Source organism: Dongia sp. (genome assembly GCF_041905885.1).
Lineage (GTDB): Bacteria > Pseudomonadota > Alphaproteobacteria > Dongiales > Dongiaceae > Dongia.
The window spans coordinates 279588-301278 of sequence record NZ_JAYRKD010000002.1 but is presented as its reverse complement, the minus strand read 5'-3'; the positions used below and the strand labels follow the sequence as shown (position 1 = coordinate 301278).

21 protein-coding genes are annotated in these 21691 nt (G+C 67.1%); 13 read left to right on the top strand and 8 right to left on the bottom strand.

What is annotated here, in order from left to right; all coding sequences use genetic code 11:
- Nucleotides 1-2: 2 nt before the first annotated feature.
- From ACH2CY_RS03215 to ccmI, 3 genes are read left to right on the top strand one after another with little or no spacing between them, the layout of a single operon-like run.
- Nucleotides 3-545 carry a DsbE family thiol:disulfide interchange protein gene (locus tag ACH2CY_RS03215; protein ID WP_395015858.1) on the top strand — a complete coding sequence of 181 codons (543 nt, stop codon included), beginning with the start codon at nt 3-5 and terminating at the stop codon, nt 543-545.
- Entirely contained in the window at nt 542-1054 is a 513-nt protein-coding gene (locus ACH2CY_RS03210) for a cytochrome c-type biogenesis protein CcmH (protein WP_395015855.1), read from the top strand. The genes ACH2CY_RS03215 and ACH2CY_RS03210 overlap by 4 nt, the downstream gene beginning before the upstream one ends.
- Nucleotides 1051-2412, top strand: a complete 1362-nt coding sequence (gene ccmI / locus ACH2CY_RS03205) for a c-type cytochrome biogenesis protein CcmI (RefSeq protein WP_395015854.1) — start codon at nt 1051-1053, stop codon at nt 2410-2412. Before ACH2CY_RS03210 ends, ccmI begins: the two co-directional genes overlap by 4 nt.
- A gap of 13 nt (nt 2413-2425) precedes the next feature.
- On the opposite strand, the gene ACH2CY_RS03200 is transcribed toward ccmI, so the two are convergent.
- Genes ACH2CY_RS03200 through ACH2CY_RS03190 form a run of 3 tightly spaced genes read right to left on the bottom strand, consistent with a single transcriptional unit; the run spans nt 2426 to nt 4602 of the window.
- Nucleotides 2426-2761, bottom strand: a complete 336-nt coding sequence (locus ACH2CY_RS03200) for a hypothetical protein (RefSeq protein ID WP_395015851.1) — start codon at nt 2759-2761, stop codon at nt 2426-2428.
- Nucleotides 2762-2798: 37 nt separating this feature from the next.
- Nucleotides 2799-4100, bottom strand: coding sequence for a methyl-accepting chemotaxis protein (locus ACH2CY_RS03195; protein ID WP_395015849.1), 1302 nt, complete (start codon nt 4098-4100; stop codon nt 2799-2801).
- Entirely contained in the window at nt 4078-4602 is a 525-nt protein-coding gene (locus ACH2CY_RS03190; RefSeq protein ID WP_395015846.1) for a PAS domain-containing protein, read from the bottom strand. The genes ACH2CY_RS03195 and ACH2CY_RS03190 overlap by 23 nt, the downstream gene beginning before the upstream one ends.
- Before the next feature lie 200 nt (nt 4603-4802).
- On the opposite strand from ACH2CY_RS03190, the gene ACH2CY_RS03185 reads away from it, so the two are divergent.
- The 4 genes from ACH2CY_RS03185 (at nt 4803) to ACH2CY_RS03170 (ending at nt 8199) form a co-directional block, all read left to right on the top strand.
- Entirely contained in the window at nt 4803-5327 is a 525-nt protein-coding gene (locus tag ACH2CY_RS03185; RefSeq protein ID WP_395015844.1) for a hypothetical protein, read from the top strand.
- Between the two features lie 83 nt (nt 5328-5410).
- On the top strand, nt 5411-6466 hold the full coding sequence (locus ACH2CY_RS03180; RefSeq protein WP_395015842.1) for an aromatic ring-hydroxylating dioxygenase subunit alpha: 1056 nt from the start codon (nt 5411-5413) through the stop codon (nt 6464-6466).
- Nucleotides 6453-7478, top strand: a complete 1026-nt coding sequence (locus ACH2CY_RS03175) for an NADP-dependent oxidoreductase (protein ID WP_395015839.1) — start codon at nt 6453-6455, stop codon at nt 7476-7478. Before ACH2CY_RS03180 ends, ACH2CY_RS03175 begins: the two co-directional genes overlap by 14 nt.
- A 4-nt stretch (nt 7479-7482) precedes the next feature.
- Nucleotides 7483-8199, top strand: coding sequence for a hypothetical protein (locus ACH2CY_RS03170; protein ID WP_395015838.1), 717 nt, complete (start codon nt 7483-7485; stop codon nt 8197-8199).
- A gap of 5 nt (nt 8200-8204) precedes the next feature.
- Here ACH2CY_RS03170 and ACH2CY_RS03165 read toward each other — a convergent pair whose 3' ends face one another.
- Nucleotides 8205-8711: a DinB family protein gene (locus tag ACH2CY_RS03165; protein WP_395015837.1), complete on the bottom strand. Its 507-nt coding sequence runs from the start codon at nt 8709-8711 to the stop codon at nt 8205-8207.
- Nucleotides 8708-11323, bottom strand: a complete 2616-nt coding sequence (gene mutS / locus ACH2CY_RS03160) for a DNA mismatch repair protein MutS (protein WP_395015897.1) — start codon at nt 11321-11323, stop codon at nt 8708-8710. The genes ACH2CY_RS03165 and mutS overlap by 4 nt, the downstream gene beginning before the upstream one ends.
- 189 nt (nt 11324-11512) lie before the next feature.
- Between mutS and ACH2CY_RS03155 the strand changes: the two genes are divergently transcribed.
- The 6 genes from ACH2CY_RS03155 to ACH2CY_RS03130 all read left to right on the top strand — a co-directional run bounded on the left by ACH2CY_RS03155 (nt 11513) and on the right by ACH2CY_RS03130 (nt 17994).
- Entirely contained in the window at nt 11513-12748 is a 1236-nt protein-coding gene (locus ACH2CY_RS03155; RefSeq protein WP_395015835.1) for an ELM1/GtrOC1 family putative glycosyltransferase, read from the top strand.
- Between the two features lie 2 nt (nt 12749-12750).
- A complete protein-coding gene (locus ACH2CY_RS03150; protein ID WP_395015833.1) occupies nt 12751-13797 on the top strand; it encodes a zinc-dependent alcohol dehydrogenase in 1047 nt (348 codons plus the stop codon).
- A 10-nt stretch (nt 13798-13807) separates the two neighbouring features.
- A complete protein-coding gene (gene nthA / locus ACH2CY_RS03145) occupies nt 13808-14434 on the top strand; it encodes a nitrile hydratase subunit alpha (RefSeq protein ID WP_395015832.1) in 627 nt (208 codons plus the stop codon).
- Nucleotides 14431-15060 (top strand): nitrile hydratase subunit beta, encoded by a 630-nt coding sequence (locus ACH2CY_RS03140; protein WP_395015830.1) that lies wholly within the window; start codon nt 14431-14433, stop codon nt 15058-15060. The genes nthA and ACH2CY_RS03140 overlap by 4 nt, the downstream gene beginning before the upstream one ends.
- A 121-nt stretch (nt 15061-15181) precedes the next feature.
- Entirely contained in the window at nt 15182-17455 is a 2274-nt protein-coding gene (locus ACH2CY_RS03135; protein WP_395015828.1) for an NADP-dependent malic enzyme, read from the top strand.
- Nucleotides 17452-17994: a GNAT family N-acetyltransferase gene (locus ACH2CY_RS03130; RefSeq protein WP_395015827.1), complete on the top strand. Its 543-nt coding sequence runs from the start codon at nt 17452-17454 to the stop codon at nt 17992-17994. The genes ACH2CY_RS03135 and ACH2CY_RS03130 overlap by 4 nt, the downstream gene beginning before the upstream one ends.
- 59 nt (nt 17995-18053) lie before the next feature.
- On the opposite strand, the gene ACH2CY_RS03125 is transcribed toward ACH2CY_RS03130, so the two are convergent.
- The 3 genes from ACH2CY_RS03125 to ACH2CY_RS03115 all read right to left on the bottom strand — a co-directional run bounded on the left by ACH2CY_RS03125 (nt 18054) and on the right by ACH2CY_RS03115 (nt 21634).
- Entirely contained in the window at nt 18054-20075 is a 2022-nt protein-coding gene (locus tag ACH2CY_RS03125; RefSeq protein WP_395015825.1) for a methyl-accepting chemotaxis protein, read from the bottom strand.
- 234 nt (nt 20076-20309) lie between these two features.
- Complete coding sequence (locus tag ACH2CY_RS03120; RefSeq protein WP_395015823.1) at nt 20310-21092, bottom strand: anti-sigma factor family protein; 783 nt, start codon at nt 21090-21092, stop codon at nt 20310-20312.
- Nucleotides 21089-21634, bottom strand: a complete 546-nt coding sequence (locus tag ACH2CY_RS03115; RefSeq protein WP_395015821.1) for a sigma-70 family RNA polymerase sigma factor — start codon at nt 21632-21634, stop codon at nt 21089-21091. The genes ACH2CY_RS03120 and ACH2CY_RS03115 overlap by 4 nt, the downstream gene beginning before the upstream one ends.
- Between the last annotated feature and the right edge of the window lie 57 nt (nt 21635-21691).

Sequence of the window (21691 nt, the reverse complement as noted above, 5' to 3'; positions counted from 1 at the left end):
GAATGACCTTGCGTCGCCTGCTTTACGCATTGCCGATTCTGCTGCTGGTCCCGTTCGGCTGGCTGGCCTGGCGGGGGCTTGCGCCCGACCGCAATCCTTCGGCTTTGCCCTCGGCGCTGATCGGCCAGCCGGTACCGCAATTCGAGCTGCCGCCGCTCGATCCCGCCGCGGCGAAACTCGCAACCGCCGACGTCCGCGGCCATGTCACGGTGATCAACTTCTTCGCCTCCTGGTGCCTGCCCTGCAAGGCCGAGCATCCGCTGCTCTTCGCGCTGGGTAAGGACTACGGCGTGCCGGTCTACGGCATCGCCTTCAAGGACAAGCCCTCGGCGACCGCCGCCTATATCCAGGAGCTCGGCAGTCCCTATGCCAAGATCGGCCTCGACGAGACCGGCCGCACCGGCCTCGACTTCGGCCTGATGGGCGTGCCGGAGACCTTCATCCTGGATAAGGACGGCATCGTGCGCTATCGCCTGCCGATGCCGCTCGACCCGGACCGCATCCGCGACGAGATCGGGCCTTTGCTGAAGAGCCTGCAGCCATGAAGACCTGGCTGCGCTTTCTCGCCGTCCTTGGCTTCGTGCTCGGCGCCGCACTTGCGCAGGCGGGTCCGCAGGACCCGACCCGCGACCAGCCCCTGCCCGACCCCAAGATGGAGGCGGAGGCCCGCGCCTTCATGCGCGACATTCGCTGCGTGGTCTGCCAGAGCCAGTCGATCGACGAATCCGATGCCGAGATCGCGGCCCAGCTCCGCAACGTGATCCGCGAGCAGATGGCGGCCGGCAAGACTCCCGATGAGATCCGCGATTTCCTGGTCGCGCGCTATGGCGATTTCGTGCTGCTGAAACCGCCGTTCAAGGCTTCGACCCTGGTGCTCTGGGGCGGGCCCTTCATCCTGGTCGCGATCGGCCTGGGCGTGATCCTGCTGCAGCGCGGGCGCAGCCCCCCCTCCGCACCGGGCGCGGCACCGGGTGCCGGACTGGCACCGCCGGATTTGAGCGAGAGCGAGCGCGCCCGGGTGCAGAATATGCTGAAGGGCGAGGACGCGTCATGATCCTGCTCTGGATCGTCCTCGGCGTGATGACCCTGGCGGCGGCGCTGATCCTCGCCTGGCCGCTGTTCGATTCCCGGCGCTTCAAGAACGACAGCAGCTTCGCGCTCGCGGTCTATCGCGACCAGCTGGCCGAGATCAACCACGACGCGGCGCGCGGCATTCTTGACGAGACCCAGGCGCGCGCGGCGCAGATCGAGATCGAGCGCCGCATCCTCGCCCTCGCCGACGCACCGAAATTCCAGCCGGCCAAGGCGCCGGCGCCGGCGCTGATCATCGCCATGGCGGTGGTGCTGCCCTTGGCGGCCTTCGGTCTCTATCTGCATCTGGGCTCGCCGGGTCTGCCGGGTTCGCCGGCGCAAGGCCTCGCCGAGTCCGTCGCCGCCTCGCCGGAGCTGCAGGCCCTGCAGCAGGCGGTCGAGAAGGCCCCGACCGATCCCGCCACCTGGCAGGCGCTCGGAGAAGGCCTGATGGCAGCGCGGCGACCGAGCGATGCCGCCAACGCCTTCGCCAGGGCCCTGGCGCTGGGCGACAAGGGTCCGAAGCTGCAGGCGCGCTATGGCTCGGCCCTGGTGCTGGCGGCGCAGGGGCGGGTCGATGACAAGGCGAAGGCGGCGTTCACCGCGGCGCTCGCCGCCGACCCGACCGATCCGATCGCGCGCTTCTTCCTGGGCCTGGCGAGAGAGCAATCCGGCGATGCCGCCGGCGCGTTGACCGACTGGCTGGCGCTGGAGCGCGACCTGCCGCCGGATATGCCCTGGCATGCCGACCTCACCCAGAACATCGACCGCGTCGCCCGCGGGCTCGGCAAGGATCCGGCGACTCTGCCCGGCCGCAGTCCCGCAGCCAATGCGGCGCCGCAGCCAAGCGGCCCCAGCCAATCCGATATGGACGCGGCGGCGCAGATGACCGACAGCGAGCGCCAGGCCTTCATCGAAAGCATGGTGGCAAAGCTGGCCGAGCGCCTGAAGAGCGAGCCCGATGACCTTGACGGCTGGCTGCGCCTCGCCAAGGCCTACGGCGTGCTCGGCAAGCGCGAGGATGAGCGCGCCGCCTGGGCCAAGGCGGCGGCGCTGGCGCCGACCCGGCTCGACGTCCAGCTCGACTATGCCAATGCGCTGATCGGCGGCAGCAGCGATCTCTCGAAGACCCTGCCGCCGGATTTCGCCGCGACCGTCACCAGGATCCGCACCCTGGCGCCGGACAATCCACTCGGCCTCTATTACGGCGGGTTGGTGGCGCGCGCCGAGGGCGACACCAAGGCCGCCAAGGAAATGTGGCTGAAGGTGCTGGCGCTGATCCCCGAAGGCTCGGCGCAACGCCAGAGCCTGCAGCACGAGATCGATTCGCTCGCGGAATAGCGCGCGGCGCCGCTCAGTGCTCGCCGAGATAAAGAACCAGCGAAATCTGACCGCGATCCACGCCGAGGGATTTCTCGGCGCGGCGCGGCAAGGGAATCCGCTTCAGCCGGCAGAACTTGATCAATGCGACCGCCACCTCGGTCGCGCGGAACTCTATCGCGGCGTTTCCGTCGCCGCCGGCCGGGTCGAGAATCAACGTGACGCGCGGCACCGGGCCCTCGCCGTTCTCGACCTTGGAACCGCGGATCCGGCTCTCCGGCAGCGGTTGCCGCTCGTCGCGGCGGTGCCGGCTGAGCGCCTGGACCAGCTCTTCCGACGAAAAGGTGATCCGACGGGTTTCGCTGCTCATGACTCCCCCGGCCTGCTGCGCCCGATTGCAACCCGGGTCAGATTACCTTCTTGAGCGCGCCCAGGAAATCGGCGACCGAGCCCGAGAGCCGGCCGCTGTGGTTCTCGAGATCGGCGCTGGACTGGCTGAGCCGGCCGGCCGCGGTGCGGGTCGCCTCGGTCGCATGCTGGACGCCGCCCATGCTGCCGGCGACGGTGGTCGCGTTGGCCAAGGCCTGCTCGACGTTGCGGGCGATCTCCTTGGTCGCGGCGCTCTGCTCCTCCATGGCCGAGGCGATGCTCTCGGCCGCCTCGTCCATGGCGGCGATCACGCCGGACGCGGCGCGGATCGCGCCCGAGACGGCACCGACGCCGCTCTCGATCTCGTTCACCTGGCTGGTGATCTCGTCGGCGGCGCGGGCGCTCTGGCCAGCGAGGTTCTTCACCTCGTTGGCAACCACGGCGAAGCCGCGGCCGGCCTCGCCGGCGCGCGCCGCCTCGATCGTCGCATTGAGCGCAATCAGGTTGGTCTGGTCGGCGACCTCCTTGATCAGGGCCACGACCTGGCGCACCCGTTCGGCACTCTTGATCAGGGTTTCGGTGCGCTGGCTGGCCTCGTCGGTCTCGCGCTTGGCCTCATGGGCGATCTCCGCCGAGCGATGGATCTGCCGATTGATCTCGCCGATCGAGGCGTTGAGCTGGCCGGCCGCCGCCGCCACCGTTTCGAGGCTGCCGCGCGCCTCGCCGCTGGCTTCGACCGCGGCGACCGTGCTCTCCGCCGTCGTGCCGGCCGCGCTGTTCAGCTGCTTGGCCGAGGCGCCGATCTCCTGCGTCACCGCGGCGAGGTCCGAGACCACCAGCGCGGTGTTCTGCTCGAAGACGCCCCGCGCCGCGCCGAAGTCGCGGATCTTGCCCTGCATCGCGCCGGTCGCGGCGTTGATCGCCTCGGCGCCGTGCTTATAGGCGCCCGACATGCCGGTCTCGACGACCCGGCGATAATAGACATTGCGGCTGACCGCCTGCAGCGACGCGGTGGCTTCGCGCACGAAGGCATCGGCGCGATCGATCACGTCATTGGCCTCCCAGGCCAGGAGCTCGATGGGCGACTGGCCCTCGATACGCGCAACCCGGGCCTCGAAATCGCCGGCCTTCAGGCGTTTCAGCATCTCGGTCACTTTTGCGATGAAGCGGCGCTCACGGACCAGGCCGACCAGCGCCAGCACCTGCAGCGCCAGGGCAAGGCCAGCCGGAATCAGGGCGGCGGCGGCAAAACCGAGGACCACGGCGAGCAGCGCGGCCAGGCCGAAGGCAGCGGCGAGAACGACCAGCAGGATCGGGCTAAATCGAGAAAATAAATTCATCATAGGAAACCTTGGCGTTCTTCAATTTGTCAGTCAGGGCGGCGACGGCGGCGCGCATGCCGTCCTTGCGGTTGGCATGGCCGTTCTCGATCGCCAGCAGCTCGGCGTAGATCGGCTTGATCACCTTGTCGATCGGCTCGCGGCGCGGCAGCCGGCGGTTCGAGTGATAGCCGATGATCGCGCCCTTCTCGTCGAAGCTCGGCGTCACATGGGCGAACACCCAGTAATGATCGCCGTTGGTCGCGCGGTTCAGCACATAGGCAAAGATCTCCTTGCCGGCCTGGATGGTTTCCCAGAGCAGCCAGAACACCGCGCGCGGCATCTCGGGATGACGGATCAGGCTGTGCGGCGCGTCGAGCGCGTGGCGGACATCGAGATTGGCGATGTCGAGAAACGTGCGGTTGGCATAGGTGATCCGACCCTTGAGGTCGGTCTTGGTGACGATCACGTCCGATGAATCGAAGAACCGCTCGCGACCCGTCAAGGATCGGTCGATGGTCATGATCTCATGCTCCTTGGAAGCAGCCGAAAGACAGGCGCATCCTTCGCCAGCACTGTTAAAATTCCCTCAATTTTCCGGTGGATGAAACACGCGGCGGAATCACGCAGAGGTTTAAACCAAGGTCTCACTTCGGCGTGACCGGTATCGCTGGATTTAAACTCAACTTGTAGCCGCCGGCGGTTTGCGGAGAGAATCTCACCATGTTGACCCATCCGTTCCGTTTGCTGACACCGGCGCTGGCGGCGCTGCTTCTCTCCGGCTGCTGGGCCGGCGAGACCGTGCCGCCGCCGCGCGAATCCGTGACCAGCCATTTCGTGCTGGGCACACCGGACCAGATCACCACCACCATCGTCGATCCGCTGCCGGTCAAGGCGGCGGTGCTGCGTCAGCCCGACGGGCGGACGGTCGCGGCCTATCAGATCGACCGGGACCGCAGCACCTACACCGACAGCAATGACTATTACGGTTCCGGTCTCGGCGTCGGTGTCGAGGGCGGCTCCAACGGCGGCGTCTCCACCGGAGTCGGCTTCGGCTTCCCGCTGTTCGGCGGCGGCGGGGCGGACCGGCGCAGCCATTCGACCACAACCAGCACCTTGCGCTTCAAGGTGCCCGACATGGCCGCCTATCGCCGGGACTGGCAGCATTGGGTGCTGCATGTCGATCTCGACGACGGCGCCAACCGCCGCTCGATCGAGACCCTGCCGCCGGCGCCGCCGCTGGAATAGGCCTCCCGGAAACGCGTGACGAGAAGTTGGAGTGCCTCTATCATTCCCGCCCCTTTGCGCCCTTGGGGGAGTGACGGAGCGCCATGAACCAGCCTGTCCAGAGCTTCTCGACCACACCGGTGCGCTCCCTGCCCGCGGCCTGGTATTGGGATCCGGCGGTCTATGAGGCCGAGCGCAAGGCGATCTTCGCCAAGACCTGGCAGTTCATCGGGCCGGAAGCTGAGTTCGCGAAGGCGGGCGACTTTCGGGCGGTGCAGGTCGCCGGCTATCGCCTCTTCGTCATCCGCGAGCGCAGCGGAGCGCTGAAGGCCTTCCACAATCTCTGCCCGCATCGCGCCGCGCCCTTGCTCAGCGAAGGTGACGGGCATTGCGACGTGCTCCGCTGCCGCTACCACGGCTGGACCTTCGCGACCGATGGAAGGCTGATGGCGACGCCGAATTTCGGCGAGGCCGGCTGGTTCGACAAGAAATCCCATGGCCTGATGCCGGTGCGCTGCGAGACCTGGCGCGGCCTCACCTTCGCCTGCCTGGACGACAACGCGGTGCCGCTGGTCGAGTTTCTGGGCGATCTGCCGGCCTTGCTCGAGCCCTATCCGATCGAGACTTTCGGCAAGCTGGACCAGGCCGAGTTCGCGATGAACTGCAACTGGAAGACCTATACCGACAATTTCGTCGAGGGCTATCATATCCCGGGCATCCACCCGGGCCTGAACGCGGCGGTCGACATGACGCGCTTCGAGACCACGCATCAGAGGGGCGTGGTGATCATGAAGGCGCCGCAGAAGGGCGGCTCGATCTACGGCGGGCTATGGCTCTGGATCTGGCCCAACATGACGCTCTCCGTTTATCCCGATGGCATGAACACCTCGCGGATCATCCCGACCGCCGAGGACCGCACCGAGCTCCGCTACGAGTTCTACTTCGCCGACCGCAGCCCGAGCCTGCTGGAGAAGCACCGCGCCACGATCGAGACCAACTGCCAGATCGTGCGCGAAGACTTCGGCATCTGCGAAGAGGTGCAGCAGAACCTGAAGGCCGGCATCTACCGCGATGGGCCGTTGAGCCCGCGCCACGAGGACGGCGTACAGTATTTCCAGGACATGGTGCGGCAGAGTCTGGGCGATCATGTCGGCCAGTAAGAACCGGCGGGTCGTTCTCGCGGCGCGGCCCAGAGGATTGCCGAAGCCCTCGGACTTCCGCATCGAGGAAGCGCCGATCCCGCAGCCGCAGGATGGCGAGGTCCTGCTCGGGGTCCGCTATCTCTCCCTCGATCCCTATATGCGCGGGCGGATGGACGACCGGAAGTCCTATGCCGCGCCGACCGCGCTCGGCCAGGAGATGGAAGGCGGGACCGTCGCAACCGTGCTCGAATCCCGGCATCCGGACTTCAGGCCGGGAGAGACCGTCCTCTCTTACTCCGGCTGGCAGAGTCACGCGGTCGCCAAGGCCGACGAACTGCGCAAGCTCGATCCCAAGGATGCGCCGGTCACGACGGCTTTGGGCGTGCTCGGCATGCCGGGCTTCACCGCCTATGTGGGCCTCGGGAACATCGGCAAGCCCAAGCCGGGCGAGACGGTCGTGGTGGCGGCGGCCAGCGGGCCGGTCGGGTCGGCGGTCGGCCAGATCGCCAAGATCCGCGGCGCCTGGGCGGTCGGCATCGCCGGCGGCAAGGCGAAATGCGACTTCGTGGTGGACGCGCTCGGCTTCGACGCCTGTCTCGATCACAGCGCCGGCGACTTCCCCGCGCAGCTCGCCAAGGCCTGTCCGCGGGGCATCGACGTCTATTTCGAGAATGTCGGCGGCGCGGTCTGGGACGCGGTCTTCCCGCTGCTGAACGACTTCGCGCGGATTCCGGTCTGCGGGCTGATCGCGCAATACAACGCCGACGGCGACTTTCCCGGGCCGGACCGCCTGCCGGTGGTGATGCGCCAGGTGCTGTCGAAGCGCTTCCAGATCCAGGGCTTCATCCAGTTCGACTACGAGGAGCAGCGCCCGGACTTCTATCGCGACATGGCGCAATGGATCCGCGAGGGCCGGGTCAAGTATCGCGAAGACATCCTCGAGGGGCTGGAGCAGGCGCCGGAAGGTCTGATCGGCCTGCTGCAGGGCAGGAATTTCGGCAAGCTGATCGTGCGGGTCGCGAAAGACTGATACGGTGAAGATCGCCATCGCCTCTGCGCTCTTTGCGGTCGCGCTCGCGGGGTGTGGCAGCACCGAGCTCTCCAACGAGCCCATGGTCCGCCTGGTAACCCCGGAGGCTCATCTTCCTCTTGTCTGCGAGACGACGCAGGACATCGATATCGAGATCCTCAAAGTGATCTTTCAGGCAGAGCCCCTGAGCGATCTCGAGGGCTCGTTCCTCAAGCGCCATATCGAGGAACGGCTCAGGTCGATTCCCATCCAATCCACCGCAGATCAAAGCTGTAGCGAGAAATCTGCTTTGGATGCCGCCGGGGCACTCCGTCTCGCTGTATCCTTCAAAGCGTATGACCGTGTCAGCGACTATGGCCAGCTTTTTCGGAACCCCAACTTCGCCATCGTCGTCTCAGACTGCGCGCCTGGCTATTTTTGGTTTGCGACGGTGGAGGTTCGTGGCGAGCTGGTCGCATCCATGGAGGTATCCTTGGGGCAATGCGATCAGAAAGCCGCGGATCTATACATCGCGTTCGACCAGAATTGGTTCCTGGGTCATCGAACCGAAGCCATCGCAATGGGCGCGACGCTCATCTCACTTGCTATTCAGAGCTTGGGTTCCGATCTCAAATTGAAGTCTCGACGGGAAGCTTCGCCGCAGCCTCTCGATTCACTTTATCTCGGTCATGCGGGCGGGATCGTCGCGAGAAAGCTCACGATCAAAATCAAGACGCCGTAACAATCTCAGTACTGCGACAGCGGATTATACGGCAGGTCGGTGTTGCCGTAGTCGATGCCCATCGCATGCAGCGCCGAAGTCACCTGTGATCGATGGTGGGTCCCATGGTTGAAGAGCTGCATCAAGGTGAACTGGCGCGGGTGGCTGCGCTCTCTCCCCAGGCGCGGGTGGTGGTAGCTCACCGTCTCGTCGAGCCAGGTCTTCGGCTGCAGCCGGATCTTCTCGAGCAGCATGGCGTCGAAGGCGGCGCGCTCCCCGCGCAAAGTCTCATAGTCGTCGGTGATCTTGCGGTTGGGATCCCAGTCGCGCGGTGGCGTGCCGCTCAAGGTGAAGTCCCAGAGCACGCGATCGACCATCAGGATATGGTCGAGCGTGCGGTGGATCGAGCCGAAGAAGAGGCCGCGGTCCAGCTTGCGGTCCGCGTCGCTGAGCCCATCGCAGATTCCATAGAGCTTCTGGTTCTGCCACTGGCTGTAGAGCGCCATCTCCAGCGCCCAATCCTTCGTGCTCATTTCAAGCCGACCAGACCGCGCAGCTTGTAGAGCAGCTCCAGCGCTTCTTTCGGCGAAAGCTCGTCGGGATTGATCAGCCGCAGCTCCGCTTCGGCGGCGCTCGGCTCGGAGAGCTTGGTGGGTTCCGGCGCCGCGGCGACGGCGAAGAGCGGCAGGTCGTCGGCGAGACGGGTGAGCGCACTGGCCTGCTCGCCCTGTTCCAGGGTCTTCAGCACTTCCTCGGCGCGCTGGATCGCGGCCTGGGGCAGGCCGGCCAGTTGTGCGACGTGGATGCCGTAGGAGCGGTCGGCGGCGCCCGCCGCGATCTCATGCAGGAACTTCACCTCGCCCTGCCATTCCATGACCTTCATCGTGTAGGGCTTCAGCGCCGACAAGCGCGCGGCGAGGCTGGTCAGTTCATGGTAATGCGTCGCGAACAGCGTGCGGCAGCGGTTAACCTCGTGGAGATGCTCGAGGCAGGCCCAGGCGATCGAGAGGCCGTCGAAGGTCGCGGTGCCGCGGCCGATCTCGTCGAGGATGACCAGGGCGCGCTGGCCGGCCTGGTTCAGGATTGCGGCGGTTTCCACCATCTCGACCATGAAGGTCGAGCGGCCGCGGGCGAGGTCATCCGCGGCGCCGACCCTGCTGAACAGCCGATCGACCACGCCGATCCGCGCCGACTTCGCCGGCACATAGGCCCCGATCTGCGCCAGCACCGCGATGACCGCGTTCTGGCGCAGGAAGGTGGACTTGCCGGCCATGTTGGGGCCGGTCACCAGCCAGAGCCGGCGCTCCGGCGAAAGATCGCAATCGTTGGCGACGAAGGCGCCGGCATTCTGGCGCCGCAATGCCGCCTCGACCACCGGATGACGGCCGCCTTCGATCTCGAAGATGCGGCTGTCGTCGCATTTCGGCCGCACCCAATCCTCGTCGCGGGCCAGCGCCGCCAGCGCGGCGCCGACATCGATCAGCGCCAGGGCCGCGGCCGCTTCGGCGATCGGCGCGCCGCGGGCGATCACCTCGGCGGTTAGATCGGCGAACAGACGCAGTTCCAGCGCCAGCGCCCGGTCGGCGGCATGGACGATCTTCTGCTCGAGCTCGGCCAGCTCTCCGGTCGAGAAGCGCATGGCATTGGCCATGCTCTGCCGCAGCACGAATTTGGGATCGACTTTGAGCTTGTCGGCGTGGACGGGAGTCGCCTCGATATAATAGCCGATGACGTTGTTGTGGCGGATCTTGAGACTCGGGATGCCGCTCTCGGTCTTCAGCCGCGCTTCCAGTTCCAGCACCAGCTGCCGCGAGCCGTCGCGCAGCTTCAGGAGCTCGTCCAGCTCCGGCGCATAGCCGGGCGCGATGAAGCCGCCCTCGCGGGAGAGGAACGGCAGCTCGGCCTTGAGCGCGCGGGAAAGGCGATCGACCAGCTCGGCATGATGGCCGAGTCCGACTTCCGCGGCTTTCAGCAGCTTGGGCGGTGGGTTGCGCGGCGCGGCGATGACGGCGCGCAGGGCGGCCGCCTGTTGCAGGCCGTCGCGGATCGCGGCGAGATCGCGCGGGCCGCCGCGGCCGGCGGTGAGGCGCGAGAGCGCGCGTTCGAGATCCGGCGCCTGGCGGAGCGCCTCGCGCAAGGCCTCGCGCAACCCGTCGTCGCCCAGCAGGAATTGCACCAGGTCCTGGCGCTCGGCGATGGCGGCGGGATCGGTCAAGGGCGCGGTCAGGAACTCGCTTAAGAGCCGCGCGCCGGCACCGGTCACCGTGCGGTCGATGGTGGCGAGCAGCGAGCCCGCGCGCTCGCCGGAGAGCGTGCGGGTGAGCTCGAGATTGCGCCGGGTCGCGGCGTCGATCTCGAGAATGGCGGTCGCGGAAATCCGCTTCAGCGCCGCGAGGCGCGGCATCTTGCCCTGCTGGGTCAGCTCGACATAGTCGAGGATGGCGCCGGCGGCGGCGACCTCGGCGCGGCTGAAGGCGCCGAAGGCGTCGAGCGTGGCCGCGCCCAGGAATCGCTCAAGCCGCAGCCGCGCATTCTCAGAGTCGAAGCGGCTCCCCGGCAGCGGCGACAACTGCCGGCGCCAGTCGCCGAACACCTCGAAGAGATCGGGGGTCGCCAGCAGCCGATCCGGCAGCAGGATCTCGTTGGGGTCGAGCCGCGCCAGCGCCGCGGGGAGTGCCGCCTTCTCGATCGCCTGGACGAAGAAGCCGCCGGTCGAGATGTCGACCCAGGCGAGGCCGAGTCCGCCGGCCGCGTCGGCGAGCGCCACGAGATAATTGTGGGCGCGCGCTTCCAGCAGCTCGTCTTCGGTCAGGGTGCCGGGCGTCACGATGCGGACGACCGCGCGCTTCACCACCGATTTCGCGCCGCGCTTCTTCGCCTCGGCCGGGTCCTCGATCTGCTCGCAGACCCCGACCTTGAAGCCCTGGCGCACCAGCTTGGCGAGATAGGCATCGTGGGCATGGACCGGCACGCCGCACATCGGGATATCGTCGCCGTCATGCTTGCCGCGCTTGGTGAGCGCGATGTCGAGCGCCGCCGCGGCCTTCACCGCATCCTCGAAGAACAGCTCGTAGAAATCGCCCATCCGGTAGAACAGCAGGCAATCCGGATGCGCGCGCTTGGCCGCGAGGTATTGCGCCATCATCGGCGTGACGGCGTTCTTTTCGCCTGCGGATTTATCCACAGGGGGCGGCGATTCCAGCTGCGGCGCCTGGTCGTTCATACCAATCCGATTAGCATTCCGCGGGGCGCCCGGTCCATCCTTCGGCCCGGTTGTTCCGCGGGCGCGCCTCGGCCATAGTCGCCCCGGGGGACGGGGTTAGGACAGGACGGTATGCAGGACTCGCCCGGCGCGGGAGAAGCTGCGGGCGGCGCCCCGGATTCCAAGGCGGACTCGGCGCGGGAGTCCAAGCCTGCGCTGCGCCTTTGGCTGCTGCAGGGCAAGTCGCCCGGCGACAATGCGCAGGTCCTGGCTCTGGGCGAAAGCCTGGCCACGGCCGACTCGGGCTGGCAGGCGGAAATCAAGACCGTGTCGCCGGCGCTGCGCCAGGCCGGCAAGCAATTCTGGGGGCAACGCCCCGCCCTCGAGGTCCTCGCCGCTTCCGACATGACGCCGCCCTGGCCCGATGTGGTGATCGCCTGCGGCCGCACCCCCTGCATCGTCGCCCAGTGGCTGAAGGAAGTGAGCGGCGGCCGGCTCGTGCATGTACAGCTCGGCCGGCTCGCGACCAAACCGAAGGCGATCGACCTCATCCTCGAAACCGCGCAATACGGCGTGGCGCCGACCGCCAACATGATCTCGCTGACCCTGCCGATCGTGCGCGCCGATCCGCTGCGCGAGGCCGCGTCGCTCGCGGCCTGGGAGAAGCAGCTCCAGGACCTGCCGCGGCCCTGGCTCGGCGTGCTGGTCGGCGGCCCGGCCTCGCCGATCCCGTTCGACGCCGCGGATGGATCGCGCCTGTTGCGCCGGATGACCGAGCTGCGCCGTGTGCTCGGGGGCTCGCTGCTGATCGCCTATGGACCGCGCACACCCAACCCGGTGCGCGAGATCCTGGAGCTCGGGCTGTCCGGCGACGCTTCTGATGGCCGGGCGCACCGCGTGTTCGGCTGGCCGCCGCCCCAGCCCAATCCCTATCCGGCAATCCTGGCGCTGGCCGACCGGTTCCTGGTCACTTGCGATAGCGCTTCGATGATTGCCGATGCCTGCGTGACCGGGAAACCGGTCGAGATCTTCAACCTGGCGATGCCCGAGTACCTGACGCGCCTCTCGTCCCGCGGGTTGGGCTTCTCGATGGACGCGCGGCGGCGGCGGCGGCATCGCGCGGGCCTGGCTCCAGACTTTCTCGACCGGCTGCGCGACTTCCTGGTGACGGAGCGTCTTCTCTTTCCTTATCGCGACATGCGCGACCTGCTCCATGTCTTGAACAAGGCCGCCATTGTCGGCAGTCTGGATACCGGCGCTGATGAACCTCCGGTTGCAGGGAGGGGAAAGGCGCTGCAGGAACGCGAGATCGCCGGCGTGAAGCAGCGCATCATCGGCCTGATCCGGGCAAGACAGAACGGGACCTGAGTATGAGTACGAAAGCACCGACCAAGATGCGCGCCGCGGTTCTGCGCAAGCTGAAGACCAGGCTGAAGATCGAGCGCCTGCCGATTCCGGAGCCGGGCCCGGGCGAGATCCTGATCAAGGTCGTGGCCTGCGGGGTCTGTCACAGCGATCTCCATGCGATCGACGGCGACTGGAATCCCGGCCCGGTGCTGCCGCTCATCCCCGGCCATGAAGTCACCGGCCATGTCGCGGCACTCGGCGCCGGCGTGACCGGTTTCCGCAAGGGCGATCCGGTCGGCGTGCCCTGGATGTGGAGCGCCTGCGGCCATTGCGAGGCTTGCCTCTCCGGCATGGAGACGGTCTGCCGCACCGGCCAGGCCACCGGCTATTCCAAGGCGGGCGGCTATGCGGAATACATGGTGGCGCGCGCCGATTTCGTGGCGCGCCTGCCCAAGCGCGCCGACCTGGTCGCCATCGCGCCGATCTTGTGCGCCGGCGTCACCACCTATCGCGGCCTCAAACGCACCAACGCGCGACCGGGCCAATGGGTCGCCGTGGTCGGCGTCGGCGGGCTCGGGCATGTGGCCGTGCAATATGCGGTCGCCATGGGCCTGCGCGTCGCCGCGGTCGATATCGACCCAAAGAAGCTGGCGCTGGCGAAGAAGCTCGGCGCCGAGTTCCTGGTCAATGCCCGCGAGGAGAATCCGGTCTCGGCAATCCGCAAGGGCATCGGCGGCGTGCACGGCGCGGTGGTGGCCGCGGTCGCGACCCAGGCCTTCGAGCAGTCGATCGGCATGCTGCGGGCCGGCGGCACCGTGGTGTTCCTCGGCCTGCCCGGCGGTAAGGCCGATGAGCTCCGCGCCTCGATCGCGCAGATCTCCGGCCGCGAGCTTTCGGTGCGCGGCTCCAGCGTCGGCACAAGGCTCGATCTCGACGAGGCAGTCGCCTTTGCGCTGCGGGGCGAGGTCACGGCCAAGATCGAGACCGCGCCGCTGAGCGCGGCCAATGCCGTGCTGAACCGCATGCGGCGGGGCAAGATTGTCGGTCGCGTGGTGCTGACAATCGGCTAAACTCGGCGCCATGAGCGCCAAGCATCCGCAAGGCCAGGATCACGGGCACGACCACGCGCATCAAGGCAGCGCGCTTCCGGACGTCGCGTTGCGAGTCAAGGCGCTGGAAGACCTGATGATTGAGAAGGGCGTGATCGAGCGCGCGACCCTGGACCGGATCATCGAGACCTACGAGACCGCGATTGGCCCGCGCAACGGGGCCCGCGTCGTGGCGCGGGCCTGGACCGACCCCGCCTACAAGCAGCGCCTGATGCAGGATGCGACCGCGGCGATCGCCGAGCTCGGCTATCGCGGTGCGCAGGGCGAGAACATGGTCGTGGTCGAGAACACGCCCGGGATCCACAACGTGATCGTCTGCACGCTCTGCTCCTGCTATCCCTGGCCGGTGCTCGGCCTGCCGCCGGTCTGGTACAAATCGGCGCCCTACCGGTCCCGCGTGGTGAAGGATCCGCGCGGCGTGCTGCAGGAGTTTGGCGTGACGCTCGCCGCGGAAACCGAAGTGCGGGTCTGGGACAGCACCGCGGAGCTCCGCTACATGGTGTTGCCGATGCGGCCCGCATCCATGGAAGCCAGGAGCGAGCCCGAGCTCGCGGCTCTGGTCACCCGCGACGGCATGATCGGGACGGCTTTGCTGTGAACAGCATCCACGACATGGGCGGGATGGATGGGTTCGGCCCGATCACGCGCGAGGCCGATGAGCCGGTGTTCCACGCCGAATGGGAGCGCCGGATGTTCGGCCTCTCCTTCGGGATCGCCAATGCGCTCTCGCTGAGCGATGACCATTTCCGCCAGGAGATCGAGCGGGTGCCGCCCGCGGCCTATCTGCGGGCGAGCTACTACGAGCTCTGGTTTCGCTCCTACAGCGCCTTGCTGCAACAGCGCGGCCTCCCCGCGCTGCCCGCGCCGCTGCGCCCGGACGAAGCCTTGCAGATGATCGCAGCCGGCGGATCGACCCGCATGCCGTCGGACGGCATCGTCGCCCGCTTCGCCGCCGGCGACCGCGTCGTTGCCCGCAACATCAACCCGGCCGGGCACACCCGGCTGCCGCGCTATGCCCGCGGCAAGCCCGGCACCGTCCATGCCGAGCGTGGCGTCTTCAGCTTCGCCGACAGCAATGCCCGGGGCGACGGGCCTTGCCCGCAGCATCTCTACACGGTGGCTTTTGCGGGCGAAGCCCTGTGGGGCCCGGGCGGCGGGAAGAACACCATCTTCCTGGACCTTTGGGATTCCTATCTCGATCCGGCGGTGCCTGGCGCCATTTAGCGATTGTATACAGCCGCTTATGCCCATCCGCTTGGTTCGGCGGCGGGGATGATGCACTATTGCCCGACGCGCGCCAGCCGGCGAAGACCGGCGGCGCCACCACTGTCAGGACATGGCCCCGATGACCGCGATCAAGCCGACCTTCACCGAGGAAGACGCCCTCAGCTTCCACATGCAGGGGCGCCCCGGGAAGATCGAGATCATCGCCACCAAGCCGCTCACCACGCAACGCGATCTCAGCCTCGCCTATTCACCCGGCGTCGCCTGGCCTTGCCTGCGCATCGCCAAGGACGCGAACACCGCCTATGACTACACCTCGAAGGGCAACCTGGTGGCGGTGATCTCCAACGGCACCGCGGTGCTGGGCCTGGGGGATCTCGGCGCGCTCGCCTCGAAGCCGGTGATGGAGGGCAAGTCCGTGCTCTTCAAGCGTTTCGCCGACATCGATTCGATCGACCTCGAGGTCGACACCAAGGATGTCGATGCCTTCGTGAACTCCGTTCGGTATTTGGCGCCATCCTTCGGCGGCATCAATCTCGAGGACATCAAGGCGCCGGAATGCTTCATCATCGAGCAGCAGCTCCGGGAGCTGATGAACATTCCGGTGTTTCACGACGACCAGCACGGCACTGCGATCATTACCGCCGCCGGCCTGATCAACGCCATGCACCTGACCGGCCGCGACATGAAGACGACCAAGGTCGTCATCAATGGCGCGGGTGCCGCCGCCATCGCCTGCGCTGAGCTGGTCAAGGCCATGGGGATGCCGAGCGACCACGTGATCCTCTGCGACACCAAGGGCGTCATCTATACCGGCCGCACCGAAGGCATGAACCAGTGGAAGTCGGCGCATGCCACCCCGACCGAGAAGCGTACGCTCGCCGAGGCGCTGAACGGCGCCGATGCCTTCGTCGGCCTGTCGGTGAAGGACGCGGTGACGCCGGAGATGGTGCGCGCGATGGCAGCGAAGCCGATCATCTTCGCGATGGCCAATCCCGACCCCGAGATCACGCCGGAGGAGGTCAAGTCCGTGCGCGACGATGCGATCGTCGCCACCGGCCGCAGCGACTATCCGAACCAGGTGAACAACGTCCTCGGCTTCCCCTATATCTTCCGCGGCGCGCTCGACGTCCGTGCCTCGACCATTAACGAGACCATGAAGATCGCCGCGGCCCGCGCGCTGGCGGAGCTGGCGCGCCAGGACGTGCCGGACGAGGTCGATGCCGCCTATTCCGGACGGCGGCTGCGCTTCGGCCCGGAATACATCATCCCGGTGCCGTTCGACCCGCGCCTGATCTCGCATGTGCCGCCGGCGGTCGCGAGAGCGGCGATGGACAGCGGCGTCGCGCGCCGGCCGATCATCGACATGGAGACTTATGTCGCGAGCCTCAAGGGCCGGCTCGATCCGAGCGCCGGATCGCTCCATCTCATCTTCGACCGGGTGCAGCACAACCCGAAGCGCGTGGTCTTCGCCGAAGGCGAGGAGGAGAAGGTGATCCGCGCCGCGATCGCTTTCCGCGCCGCGGGCTACGGCACGCCGGTCCTGGTCGGCCGGACCGAGCGCATCGAGGAAACCATCAAGCAATCGAGCCTCGCCGATGCGGCCAATCTCGAGGTGGTCAACGCGCGGGTCTCGCCGCACAACAAACTTTATTCCGACCGCCTCTATAACCGGCTGCAGCGCCAGGGCATCCTTGCGCGCGACGCCCAGCGCATGGTGAACCAGGACCGGAACATCTTTGCCGCCTGCATGGTGGCCGAGGGCCATGCCGATGCCATGGTCACCGGCGTCACCCGCAGCTTCTACGTCTGCCTCGACGATGCGACCAAGGTGTTCGACGCCCGCGAGGGCCAGACGCTGATGGCGGTCTCGATCCTGATCGCGCGCGGCCGCACCGTGCTGATCGCGGATACTTCGGTGCATGAATTGCCGACGCCGGACCAGCTCGCCGATTTCGCCGTGCAGTGCGCCTCGATCGCGCGGCATCTCGGCCACGAGCCGCGGGTCGCCCTGCTCTCCTTCTCCAATTTCGGCCATCCGCCGCGGGAAAAGGCCGAGCGTATCCGCGAGGCGGTGCATGTCCTCGACGACCGGAAAGTCGACTTCGAGTATGACGGCGAGATGCAGGCCAATGTCGCCCTGAACTACGGCCTGATGAAGGAGCTCTATCCCTTCTGCCGTCTGGGCGGCCCGGCCAATGTGCTGATCATGCCGGCACTGCATTCGGCCAACATCGTCGCCAAGCTGATGGCCGAGCTCGGGGGTACCGCGATCGGCCCGATCCTGGTCGGCCTGGAGAAACCGGTGCAGATCGTGCAGACCGGCGCCACGGTCAACGAGATCGTCACCGCCGCCGCCTTCGCCGCCCTGGCGACGACGCCGCTCAGCCGATGAGCGCGCCGGCCGCAGCGCAGATCCGCGCCGCGGTGGTGGAAGATTGCGACGCGCTCGGCCGGCTGCATGTCCGCGGCTGGCGCGAGACCTATTCCGGCCTGATGCCGGAATGGGTGATCGAAAGGCTGACCCCGGCGGCGCGTTCGCTGCAATGGCGCACCGGATTGGAACGCGGCGCGAAAGGTCCCATCGTCTTCATCGCCGAGGCGGAGGATCGCTCGCCGGCCGGGTTCGCCGCGGCCGGCCCGGCGCGCGATCCGGCCTATCCCTGGCAGGCCGAGATCTACGCAGTCTATGTGCTGCAGCGCCACCAGCGGCAGGGGCTTGGCCGCGCCTTGCTCCGGCAGCTCGGTGCCGAACTGGCCGCGCGCGAGCGACGCCAGGCGGGCACCTGGGTCCTGAGCGCCAATGCCCCGGCCCGCAGCTTCTATGAAGCAATCGGCGCGCGGGCCGTGCACCAGCGGGTGGACGAGTCCGAAGGCTGGTCCTGTGACGAAACCGCCTATTGCTGGGACGACTTCCCGAGTGCCCTGGGTTGAGAGTTCCGCACTGAAATAAGCGTCGCCGCGAGCACCACGGCGACGCTTCTCGAACGCTTCTATGCCACCCGCACGGCGGCCACGAAGCGCGCGAGCTCGTTCTTGAGCTGATCCGACTGGCGCGCCAGGTCCTCGGCGGAGCCGAGCAATCCGGCCGCCGCGCTGCCGGTCTTGCTGGCGGCCTCGCTCACCGCATGGATGTTCTCGGTGACATGACTGGTGCCTTGCGCCGCGTGCTCGACGTTGCGAGCGATCTCGCGGGTGGCTGCGGTCTGTTCCTCGACCGCGGCGGCGATCGAGCCGGAGATGCTGCTGATCGAGCGGATGGTCTCGCCGATGCGGTCGATCGCCTGCACCGAGCTCTGGGTCGCGGCCTGCACCGCCGAGATCTGGCTGGTGATCTCCTCGGTGGCGCGGCTGGTCTGGGTGGCCAGTGTCTTCACTTCGGAAGCAACCACCGCGAAGCCCTTGCCCGCCTCGCCGGCGCGCGCCGCCTCGATCGTGGCGTTCAGCGCTAGGAGATTGGTCTGGGATGCGATCTCCTCGATCAGGCGAACCACATCGCCGATCTTCTGCGCGGCGGTCGCAAGTGCGGCGACCTGCTGGTTGGTGGTCTCCGCCTCCCGGACCGCCCGCGCCGCGACATCGTTCGATTCCTTGATCTGGCGCGCGATCTCGTTGATCGAGGCCGAGAGTTCCTCGGCGGCGGCGGACACGGTCTGCACGCTGCTGGTGGTCTCGTTGGAGGCGCTGGCGACCATGGCGGTCTGCTGGTTCGCCTCCGCCGCGGTCGCCGACATGGTCTGCGCGGAGGTCTTGAGAGCGCCCGCCGCATCGGCGACGCCCTTCACGATGCCGCCCACCGCGCGCTCGAAATCCTCGGCGAGACGCAGTGTCTCGGCCTTGCGCTCGGCCGCGCTGCGGGCCTTCATCTCTTCCTGCTCCGCCGCGAGGGCCTTCACCTTCACGGCATTCTCCTTGAAGACGCTGACCGCCGCCGACATGGCGCCGATCTCGTCGCGCCGCGCGGCGCCGGGTATCTCAACCGCCATGTCGCCTGCTGCGAGCTGCTTCATCGCCTCGGTCATGCCGACCAGCGGCTTCGAGACCAGTGCACGGATCGCGAGACCCAGCAGGATCAAGACCACGAGCACGGCGCCGATTGTCGCGATCACCGCGGTGTTGCGGAAGGCGGTGAGGCCGGCATAGGCCTTGTCCTTGTCGATCGCGAGGCCGAGATACCAGTGGACCGTCGGCAGACCCTCGATCGGCAGGAAGGTGATAATCTGGTCCTTGCCACCGATCGTCGCCTCGGTGAACGCGGTGCCGACCTTCAGGTCAGCTCCGGGATAGATGTCCGCCAATACTGTCTTGGCCGGCTCTTGGTCAGTCGCCGTATTGTCGGCGGCCGCCTTCTCGGCTTTCTCTTTGTCCACCGCCGCCTTGTCGGGATGCATGATGACCGTGCCATCCTCGCTGACCAGGAAGGCTTTACCCAGGCCGTTGAGATCGAGCTTCTCAACCATCTCGACCACCGCGGAGATGTCGAGGTCGCCGCCGACGACGCCGATCTCAGTGCCGTCCCGGGCGACCGGTGTCGCGACGGTGATGATCAGCTTCTTGGTCGAGGCATCCTCATAAGGTTCGGTGAGGGTGCTGGCCTTGGCCGCGACAGCGTCCTTGTACCAGGGGCGCGTGCGCGGATCGTAGCCTTCCGGCAGCGTGTCCGGCGGCGACATCGTGAAATGGCCATCGGCGGCGGTGCCGAGATAGGTGAACATGAAGTTCGACTTGAAGACGGCCTGCGCGACAGTGCGATCGACCACCGGCTGGCTGGCGTCATTGGCCAGCGTCTGGCCCAGCGCCTCGATCATCAGCACGCGGCCGTTCAGCCAGTTGGCGATGCTGGTCGCCGTGGTCGAGCCGACCGACTTCAGCTGGCCGGTGAGGGCCGACGTCGTGCGCGTTTCCTGGTCGTTGTAGATGTAAGCCGTGAAGGCCACGAAGCTCGCGATCACCAGCGCCGAAGTCGCCAGCAGGATCTTGTGGATGAACTTCAGGCTGAAGCCCGGGCGGGTCATGGGTGGAGTCTCCGTCGAATGTCGTGATCCGGCGGCGCCCCGCGCGACCGGTTATGAGCATTCAATCGGCCCAGCCGGGTTTATTTTTTCCTAATGAAAAGTGACTGGAATCCCGCTCGTGCGCCGATTCCGAGGCCAAAACAGCGGCTTTGCGCTTGAAATTGCAAAGAAATCCACAGTCGATGACAATCTTCACACAGATGCCTGCGGCGACGCGTCGCAAGCCTGTCCAGATCACTGCATCACCGCTGATTTCTGGGTGAAGGCTTGCTGGAACTTCGCAAGCTCGTCGCCGTCGGCATCGCTGACCGCGGTGAAGGCAAAGCCGCTCCGTCGCCAGCTAAGCACCGAGAATCCGTCGAGCTTCGCCAGGCGCGGCGCGCTCTCGCCATCGGCCGGGCGCATGTAGAGGCTGATCAGATGCGGGCCGGCGCCATAGACGATCGCCGGCATGGCGCGGTCGAGGGGCACATCGAGACGGCCACCGACCAGCGGGAATCCGACATCGCTCAAGTCCGCGACCAGGGGTGCGATCGTGGTCTTGCCGCTGAACCAGGGCTTCACCGTGTGCCGGCTGGACGAGGCGACGTCGATGCTGTGCCCGGCCAGGAGGGCACGTTCGTGCGCATTCACGATGCCGTGCAGCCACAGGCTCTCCTCGCTCGGCTGCTCGAGATAGAAAGTGGTGCCGCTGGAGACCATCGCCACCATCGCCGCGGCCACGGCCAGCTTCTGCCAGCTCCAGCCGCGGCGGCGGACCGGCGCCTCCTCCTCCGCGACGGTGTCGAGGCTGGACTGGATCTTCTGCTGCAGCCCGTCCCCCGCGGGCATGCGGGTGAGCTCGGCATGCAGATGGCGGCGAATGTCGCGGAACTCGGCAAGCTCGGCGCGGCATTGCGCGCAGGTCTCCAGATGCTTCTCGAAGGCGATCGCCGCGACGGTGTCGAGCTCGCCATCGAAATAGAGATGCAGCGATTCGCAGTCCATGATGTAGCCGAGAGGATCGAACACGCTCATCCGACCGCTTCCTTCAGTTGGATCTGCAGCAGCTTGCGACCGCGGGCGATCCGCGACATGACGGTGCCGATCGGAACTTCGAGCACGGCGGCGATCTCCTTATAGGAGAGCTCCTGGATCTCCCGCAGCAGGATGGCCTCGCGGAAGTCCGGCGGCAAGGCGGCGACCGCGCGATCGATCTCGCTCTTCAATTCGCGCCGCTCCGATTGCTGCTCGGGCGAGGGCACCGCTGCTTCCACATGATCGGACTCCGCTTCCGCGGGATCGCCGACCAGGGTCAGGTGGCGCGGCCGGTTCTTCAACATCCAGCTCGCGGTGGTGTTGCGCACGATCTGGAGCAGCCAGGGCCGCGCCTTCTCGCCGGAGAAACGGTCGAAATACTTGAAGGCCCGCAACACCGCCTCCTGCACGATGTCCTCGGCATCGGTGCGGTTGCCGGCCAGCCACCAGGCGAGGTTCACCGCATCGTCGAGATGCGGCAGCACCATCGCGTGGAACCTGGATTGCCGCTGCCGCGCCTGTTCTGTGTGCCGTTCGCCCAACCCAACACCTGGCGGAAATGACGCCGAGAGAAACTGATACCCCGGCGCGCGCGATTT

Excerpts from the sequence above, each read along its gene's own strand:
- ACH2CY_RS03215 (WP_395015858.1), top strand. The coding sequence starts at position 3 with ATGACCTTGCGTCGCCTGCTTTACGCATTGCCGATTCTGCTGCTGGTC.
- ACH2CY_RS03210 (WP_395015855.1), top strand. The coding sequence starts at position 542 with ATGAAGACCTGGCTGCGCTTTCTCGCCGTCCTTGGCTTCGTGCTCGGC.
- ccmI (WP_395015854.1), top strand. The coding sequence starts at position 1,051 with ATGATCCTGCTCTGGATCGTCCTCGGCGTGATGACCCTGGCGGCGGCG.
- ACH2CY_RS03200 (WP_395015851.1), bottom strand. The coding sequence starts at position 2,761 with ATGAGCAGCGAAACCCGTCGGATCACCTTTTCGTCGGAAGAGCTGGTC.
- ACH2CY_RS03195 (WP_395015849.1), bottom strand. The coding sequence starts at position 4,100 with ATGAATTTATTTTCTCGATTTAGCCCGATCCTGCTGGTCGTTCTCGCC.
- ACH2CY_RS03190 (WP_395015846.1), bottom strand. The coding sequence starts at position 4,602 with ATGACCATCGACCGATCCTTGACGGGTCGCGAGCGGTTCTTCGATTCA.
- ACH2CY_RS03185 (WP_395015844.1), top strand. The coding sequence starts at position 4,803 with ATGTTGACCCATCCGTTCCGTTTGCTGACACCGGCGCTGGCGGCGCTG.
- ACH2CY_RS03180 (WP_395015842.1), top strand. The coding sequence starts at position 5,411 with ATGAACCAGCCTGTCCAGAGCTTCTCGACCACACCGGTGCGCTCCCTG.
- ACH2CY_RS03175 (WP_395015839.1), top strand. The coding sequence starts at position 6,453 with ATGTCGGCCAGTAAGAACCGGCGGGTCGTTCTCGCGGCGCGGCCCAGA.
- ACH2CY_RS03165 (WP_395015837.1), bottom strand. The coding sequence starts at position 8,711 with ATGAGCACGAAGGATTGGGCGCTGGAGATGGCGCTCTACAGCCAGTGG.
- mutS (WP_395015897.1), bottom strand. The coding sequence starts at position 11,323 with ATGATGGCGCAATACCTCGCGGCCAAGCGCGCGCATCCGGATTGCCTG.
- ACH2CY_RS03155 (WP_395015835.1), top strand. The coding sequence starts at position 11,513 with ATGCAGGACTCGCCCGGCGCGGGAGAAGCTGCGGGCGGCGCCCCGGAT.
- ACH2CY_RS03150 (WP_395015833.1), top strand. The coding sequence starts at position 12,751 with ATGAGTACGAAAGCACCGACCAAGATGCGCGCCGCGGTTCTGCGCAAG.
- nthA (WP_395015832.1), top strand. The coding sequence starts at position 13,808 with ATGAGCGCCAAGCATCCGCAAGGCCAGGATCACGGGCACGACCACGCG.
- ACH2CY_RS03135 (WP_395015828.1), top strand. The coding sequence starts at position 15,182 with ATGACCGCGATCAAGCCGACCTTCACCGAGGAAGACGCCCTCAGCTTC.
- ACH2CY_RS03130 (WP_395015827.1), top strand. The coding sequence starts at position 17,452 with ATGAGCGCGCCGGCCGCAGCGCAGATCCGCGCCGCGGTGGTGGAAGAT.
- ACH2CY_RS03125 (WP_395015825.1), bottom strand. The coding sequence starts at position 20,075 with ATGACCCGCCCGGGCTTCAGCCTGAAGTTCATCCACAAGATCCTGCTG.
- ACH2CY_RS03120 (WP_395015823.1), bottom strand. The coding sequence starts at position 21,092 with ATGAGCGTGTTCGATCCTCTCGGCTACATCATGGACTGCGAATCGCTG.